The organism is Limosilactobacillus kribbianus (assembly GCF_026413145.1).
GTDB classification, from domain to species: domain Bacteria; phylum Bacillota; class Bacilli; order Lactobacillales; family Lactobacillaceae; genus Limosilactobacillus; species Limosilactobacillus kribbianus.
On the sequence record NZ_JAOVYZ010000001.1, the window covers coordinates 122,994 to 129,088 of the forward strand.

At 53.6% G+C, this 6,095-nt stretch carries 6 protein-coding genes; all 6 read left to right on the top strand.

Features of this window, described 5'->3' with window-relative positions; genetic code table 11:
• The first annotated feature begins 38 nt into the window (after positions 1-38).
• The 6 genes from gatC to OCT58_RS00670 all read left to right on the top strand — a co-directional run bounded on the left by gatC (position 39) and on the right by OCT58_RS00670 (position 5,962).
• Positions 39-356 (top strand): Asp-tRNA(Asn)/Glu-tRNA(Gln) amidotransferase subunit GatC, encoded by a 318-nt coding sequence (gene gatC / locus OCT58_RS00645; RefSeq protein WP_267200884.1) that lies wholly within the window; start codon positions 39-41, stop codon positions 354-356.
• A complete protein-coding gene (gene gatA, locus OCT58_RS00650) occupies positions 356-1,828 on the top strand; it encodes an Asp-tRNA(Asn)/Glu-tRNA(Gln) amidotransferase subunit GatA (RefSeq protein WP_267200885.1) in 1,473 nt (490 codons plus the stop codon). Before gatC ends, gatA begins: the two co-directional genes overlap by 1 nt.
• Position 1,829: 1 nt before the next feature.
• Positions 1,830-3,254, top strand: a complete 1,425-nt coding sequence (gene gatB / locus OCT58_RS00655; protein WP_267200886.1) for an Asp-tRNA(Asn)/Glu-tRNA(Gln) amidotransferase subunit GatB — start codon at positions 1,830-1,832, stop codon at positions 3,252-3,254.
• 15 nt (positions 3,255-3,269) lie between these two features.
• Positions 3,270-4,277, top strand: a complete 1,008-nt coding sequence (locus OCT58_RS00660) for a diacylglycerol kinase (protein WP_267200887.1) — start codon at positions 3,270-3,272, stop codon at positions 4,275-4,277.
• A gap of 105 nt (positions 4,278-4,382) precedes the next feature.
• Positions 4,383-5,078, top strand: a complete 696-nt coding sequence (locus tag OCT58_RS00665) for a helix-turn-helix domain-containing protein (RefSeq protein WP_267200888.1) — start codon at positions 4,383-4,385, stop codon at positions 5,076-5,078.
• 17 nt (positions 5,079-5,095) lie between these two features.
• The gene (locus OCT58_RS00670) at positions 5,096-5,962 is read left to right on the top strand and encodes an IS3 family transposase (protein ID WP_267200889.1); all 867 of its coding nucleotides are present in this window, start codon (positions 5,096-5,098) and stop codon (positions 5,960-5,962) included.
• The last annotated feature ends 133 nt before the right edge of the window (positions 5,963-6,095 follow it).

Sequence of the window (6,095 nt, forward strand, 5' to 3'; positions counted from 1 at the left end):
TGTATGCAAACAAAATTACTGGAAAAGAGGTAGAGAGAATGGCCAGTAAAATCACTGAGCAACAGGTGCAACACGTTGCTGAACTTGCCAAGCTTGAATTCCCGAAGGACGAGCTTGGTCAGTTTACCACTCAATTAGGAAACATTATCGACATGTTCGAAGACCTCCAGGCGGTTGATACCGATGGCGTCGAGCCAATGACGTCGGCAACCGACCGGGTGAACGTCATGCGCGAAGACAAGGCCGTTAGATCATCGAAAGAAGAACGGGAAGCGATCTTTAAGAACGCACCCGACGCGGACGACGGCTACATTCGAGTTCCAGCAATCATTGACGAAAGTGAGGACGGCGAATAATGGATTTCTATCAAACCGATCTGACTCAGCTGCATGATGACCTGGTCAACAAGAAGATCAGCGCCACCGAACTGACGAAGGCCACCTTTGACCACATCAAGGCCAACGATGACCAGGTCAAGGCCTTCTTGACCCTGAACGAAGACGACGCCATGAAGCGGGCAGCAGAGATTGACAACGCGGGCGTGAGCGCTCAGCAATTGGTCTCTGGGGTGCCGTTGGCGGTCAAGGACAACATCTTGACCAAGGGCCTGAAGACGACGGCCGCTTCCAAGATCCTGGAAAACTTCAACCCAGTTTACGACGCCACGGTGGTGGAACGGCTGAACCAGGCCGGCTTCATCAACGTTGGGAAGACCAACCTGGATGAATTTGCCATGGGTTCCTCGACGGAAAACTCCGCCTTCTTCACCACCCACAACCCGTGGGACCTGACTCGGGTACCCGGTGGTTCTTCAGGTGGTTCCGCGGCGGCCGTTGCGGCGGGCGACGTTCTCGGGGCACTGGGGACCGATACCGGTGGTTCCATCCGGATGCCAGCCTCCTTCAACGGCGTGGTCGGCATGAAGCCAACCTATGGCCGTGTTTCCCGGTGGGGGATCATTGCCTTCGGTTCCAGCTTTGACCAGGTCGGCTGGCTGACCCGGACCGTCAAGGACAACGCCTACCTGACGAGCCTGATTGCCGGCAACGACGAGCACGACATGACCTCCTCATTGAAGGAAGTGCCAGACTGGGCTGCCAACTTAAACGACAGTACGAGCGTCAAGGGCCTGCGGATTGCCGTGCCAAAGGAATACTTCGATGACCTAGACGAGGACGTCCACGAGGTTATCAAGGCCGCCCTCGACCATCTCGAATCCCTCGGGGCAATCATCGACGAGGTCACCCTGCCACACACCAAGTACGGGGTTCCGGCCTACTACATCCTGGCCTCATCCGAAGCCAGCTCCAACCTGCAGCGTTACGACGGGATCCGTTACGGCTACCGGGCCAAGGACGTTAAGAACCTGGAAGACGTCTACGTTCGTTCCCGGACGGAAGGCTTCGGTGAAGAAGTCAAGCGGCGGATCATGCTGGGGACCTTCTCCCTGTCCGCCGGGTTCTACGACGCCTACTTCAACAAGGCGGCCAAGGTTCGGCGCCTGATCGCCCAGGACTTTGACGATGTCTTCAAGGACCACGACCTGATCCTCGGGGCCACCGGCGCTTCGACGGCCTTCAAGATTGGTGCCGAAGTTGACGATCCAAAGAAGATGTACATGAACGATGTCCTGACCGTGCCGGTTAACATGGCTGGTCTGCCATCGATGTCCGTTCCGGCCGGCTTCTCCAGCAAGAACGGGATGCCAGTTGGCCTGCAGATCATCGGGAAGCCGTTCGACGAGCAGACCATCTACAACGCTGGTTACGTCTTTGAACAAACCACTGACTTTCACAAGAAAGCACCAAAGTTAGGGGGCCAAAACTAAGATGAACTTTCAAACTACGATCGGGCTCGAAGTCCACGTTGAATTAAAGACCAATTCCAAGATCTACAGTCCATCACCGGTTGAGTATGGTGACCAGCCAAACGAAAACACCAACGTGATCGACTGGGGATACCCCGGCGTATTGCCAACCCTGAACAAGGGCGTTGTGCGTGACGGGATCATGGCCGGGCTGGCACTGCACGCCCAGATTGCCCACCACATGCACTTCGACCGGAAGAACTACTTCTACCCGGACAACCCGAAGGCCTACCAGATCACCCAGTCCGACACGCCAATTGCTCACGACGGCTGGATCGAGATCGATGTCGACGGCAAAAAGAAGAAGATCGGGATCGAAGAGATGCACATCGAAGAGGATGCCGGGAAGAACACCCACACCAGCAAGTACTCCTACGTTGACCTGAACCGGCAGGGGACGCCACTGATCGAAATCGTCTCCAAGCCGGACATCGCTTCCCCAGAAGAAGCGGTCGCCTACCTGGAAGCCCTGCGGCAGCGGATCCAGTTCACCGGGATCTCCGACGTGAAGATGGAAGAAGGGTCGATGCGTGTCGACACCAACATCTCCATCCGGCCGGTCGGTTCCGACAAGTTCGGGACTAAGACCGAAATGAAGAACATCAACTCCTTCAACTACGTCCGCAAGGCCCTGGCCTACGAAGAAAAGCGGCACCAGAACCTCCTGATGTCCGGTGGCCACATTGCCCAGGAAACGCGGCGTTACGATGAACCAACCGGGACGACGGTTGCCATGCGGTCCAAGGAAGGGGCCGACGACTACCGCTACTTCCCAGAACCGGATATTCCGGACTTGAACGTCAGCGACGAATGGATCCAGGAGATTGCTTCTGAAATGCCGGTCATGCCGGGTGAACGGCGCAAGCACTACGTCGACGACCTCGGGCTGACCGACTACGACGCCATGGTCCTGACTCAGACCAAGGAAATGTCCGACTTCTTCGAGGAAGCGGTCAAGGACGGCGGCGACCCGAAGCGGCTGGCCAACTACCTGATGAACGACGTCAACTCCTACATGAACGACAACCACGTCGACCTGCAGGACACCAAGCTGACGCCGGCCAACCTGGCGGGGATGGTCAAGCTGATCGAAGACGGCACGATTTCCTCTAAGATGGCCAAGAAGGTCTTCAAGGGAATCATGAACGGCGAGGAACCAAACGCCTACGCCAAGGAACACGGCCTGGTACAGCTGTCCGACCCAGCCCAGCTGCAGCCAATCGTTGACGACGTCCTGGCCAACAACCAGCAGTCAATCGACGACTACAAGAACGGGAAGAACCGGGCATTCGGTTTCCTGATGGGTCAGATCATGAAGCAGACCCACGGGAAGGCCAACCCACAGATGGTTACCCAGCTGCTGAAGAAGTCACTGGCCAACATCTAAGCTGGAGGTGATCTCATGCGAAAACGAGCACGAGTAATTTATAACCCGACTTCCGGCCGGGAAGCCCTGCGCAGCGACCTGGTCGACATCCTGGCGATCTACGAGCAGGCTGGTTACGAGACCAGCGCCTTTGCGACCACGCCGGCGCCAAATTCGGCGAAGAACGAGGCACGGCGGGCGGCCGAGGAGGGCTTTGACCTGATCGTGGCCGCCGGTGGTGACGGGACGTTAAACGAGGTGGTCAACGGGATCGCCGGGCTGGAACACCGGCCGACGATGGCGATCATTCCGGCCGGGACGACCAACGATTACGCGCGGGCACTGCGGATTCCGCGTGATGATCCGATCGCGGCGGCCAAGCTGATCTTGCGCAAGAACAAGAAGTTCAAGATCGACATTGGCCAGGCTGGCGAGAACTACTTCATGAACATCGCCGCCGGAGGAACGCTGACGGAGCTGACCTACGACGTGCCATCCCAGATGAAGTCGCTCTTTGGCTACGCTGCCTACCTTGCCAAGGGGGCGGAACTCCTGCCGCGGATCAAGCCGGTTGACGTCGACATCAAGTACGACGGCCAGGAGTATCGCGGCCAAGCCTCGACGATTTTCCTCGCCCTGACGAATTCGGTCGGGGGCTTCGAGCAGATCGTGCCGGACGCCGCCTTGGACGACGGGAAGTTCACCATGATCATCGTCAAGAAGAGCGGCCTGGTCGACATGATGAGCCTGATGGCCAAGGCCTTGCAGGGGAAGCACATTGGCGACCCCGGCATCATCTACGCCAAGGCAACCGACGTCGAGGTGACGCCGCTGAACCCGGACGATCGCTTAATGATCAACCTCGACGGGGAATACGGTGGCGACGCGCCGATGAAGTTCCACGACCTGAAGCAGCACATTGAGGTAATCGCCAACCTGGACGAAATTCCGGACGACGCGATCACCGAATCGGCGGACTTCAAGCGGGTCGAGAAGGACTTCGTTGAGGGTGTCGACAAGATGAATCAAGAAGAGAAGAAGTAAAAAACTTAGCTAAATAGAAATGCGGACACTGATTGTTGGTATGCTCCCCTTAGGGTAGACACGGAATTATACAAAATTCTGTATCTAACCCTAGGGGGAGTTTTTATGTCCAATCGAACTAGTAATCATACCTTAAATCAGCGCCTAGCTGCTGTGATGAAAGTCCTGAAGGGAAAATACTCTGTAAGTGAGGTGGCCCGGGAGCTGGGTGTTGCCAGGACAACTTTAAAAAGATGGATCATTAAGTATCAAAATAATGGCGTGGCTGGCTTAAAGGAGTCTCACACTTGGCAACACTACTCTGCCAGTCTCAAGCGAGCGGCAGTCCATGATTATCTTGACCACCATCTCTCACAGATGGAGTGTTGTCGTAAGTATAATCTTTCTGATCACGGTGTTCTCATGCGCTGGGTTAACCAGTATACTAACGGTAAAACCTTGAAGAAGACGACTGGAGGTTCTACCAAGATGAAAGCACGTCGGAAAACTACTTATGAGCAACGTTTGGAAATCGTCCACTTCACCCTTGCCAATGACAAAGACTATCGAGCAGCGATGGAGAAATACGGCGTTTCTTACAGCCAAGTTTACAGTTGGGTTCGGAAGTACGAACAAGACGGCCGAGATGCCTTAAAGGATCACCGAGGTCATCAAATTCAAGAACCGGCTTTAGCTAAACTAAGCAAGGAAGAGCGACTGGAACGACGGATCAAAGAGTTAGAAGCCTGCAATCAGGATCTGGCGGCGGAGAATTTCTTCCTAAAAAAACTAAGTGCCCTGGAGAACAAAAACAAGAAGTAAATGATCGCAGTTACCTAATGCGATATCAAGCTATTCAAGCAACTTGTCAAGCTTTTCCAGGGCAATCTGTCCAGCGTCTTTGTGTCCTCGCCCAAGTCTCTAGATCAGCTTATTATCGCTGGCTTTCCAAGCCACACACTACTAAAAAGGATCAGACCACTGAGCAGCTCAAAGAGCTGCTCAAGCAGGCCTACTGGGAAATGAAGGGCAAGTGGGGTTACCGACGATTAACGATGCTTATCAATCGTCGCTATAACTGCCACTACAACCATAAACGTATTCGGCGGCTCCTCGTTGAAATGAACCTGCGGGCAGTGATCCGTCGTCCCCGCCATAGCTGCACAATCGCTCGGGGACAGAACTATGAGCCTAACCTTCTCAATCGTGACTTTACGGCCAGTCGGTTAAATGAGAAGTGGGTAACTGATGTGACGTATCTCACCTATGGCAATGGCCAGAAAGCTTATCTTAGTGCCATTAAAGACTTATACAATGGTGAAATCATTAGCTATGTCGTTAGTCAGCGCAACGACAACCCACTAGTAATGAAGACTCTCAAACAAGCTTTTGAACTTTATCCCACCGCCACACCACTACTTCATAGTGATCGTGGTTTTCAGTACACTTCCAAAGAATTTGCCCGTTTAACTGCCGAACATGGAATTACTCGTAGTATGTCGCGAGTCGGCAAATGCATTGATAATGCCCCAATGGAAAGCTTCTGGAGCCACTACAAGGACGAAGCTTATTATGGTCAGCACTTCAAGACTTATGAGGATCTAATCTCTTCGATTGATCAGTACATTTACTTCTACAACCATCAACGTTGTCAAACAAAATTAAACGGCTTGACCCCGGTAGAATACCGGCATCAAGCTGCCTAAAAATCATTGTACTAAAACTTGAAAGCAGGAAAGGAGCTTAATCACTTGTTATATCAAGGAACTGGCTATTCAAATTAGTGAATTTTAGACTGCCTGGAGCTGTTTAGCAACGACTTGTGGTAAATGTTTGATG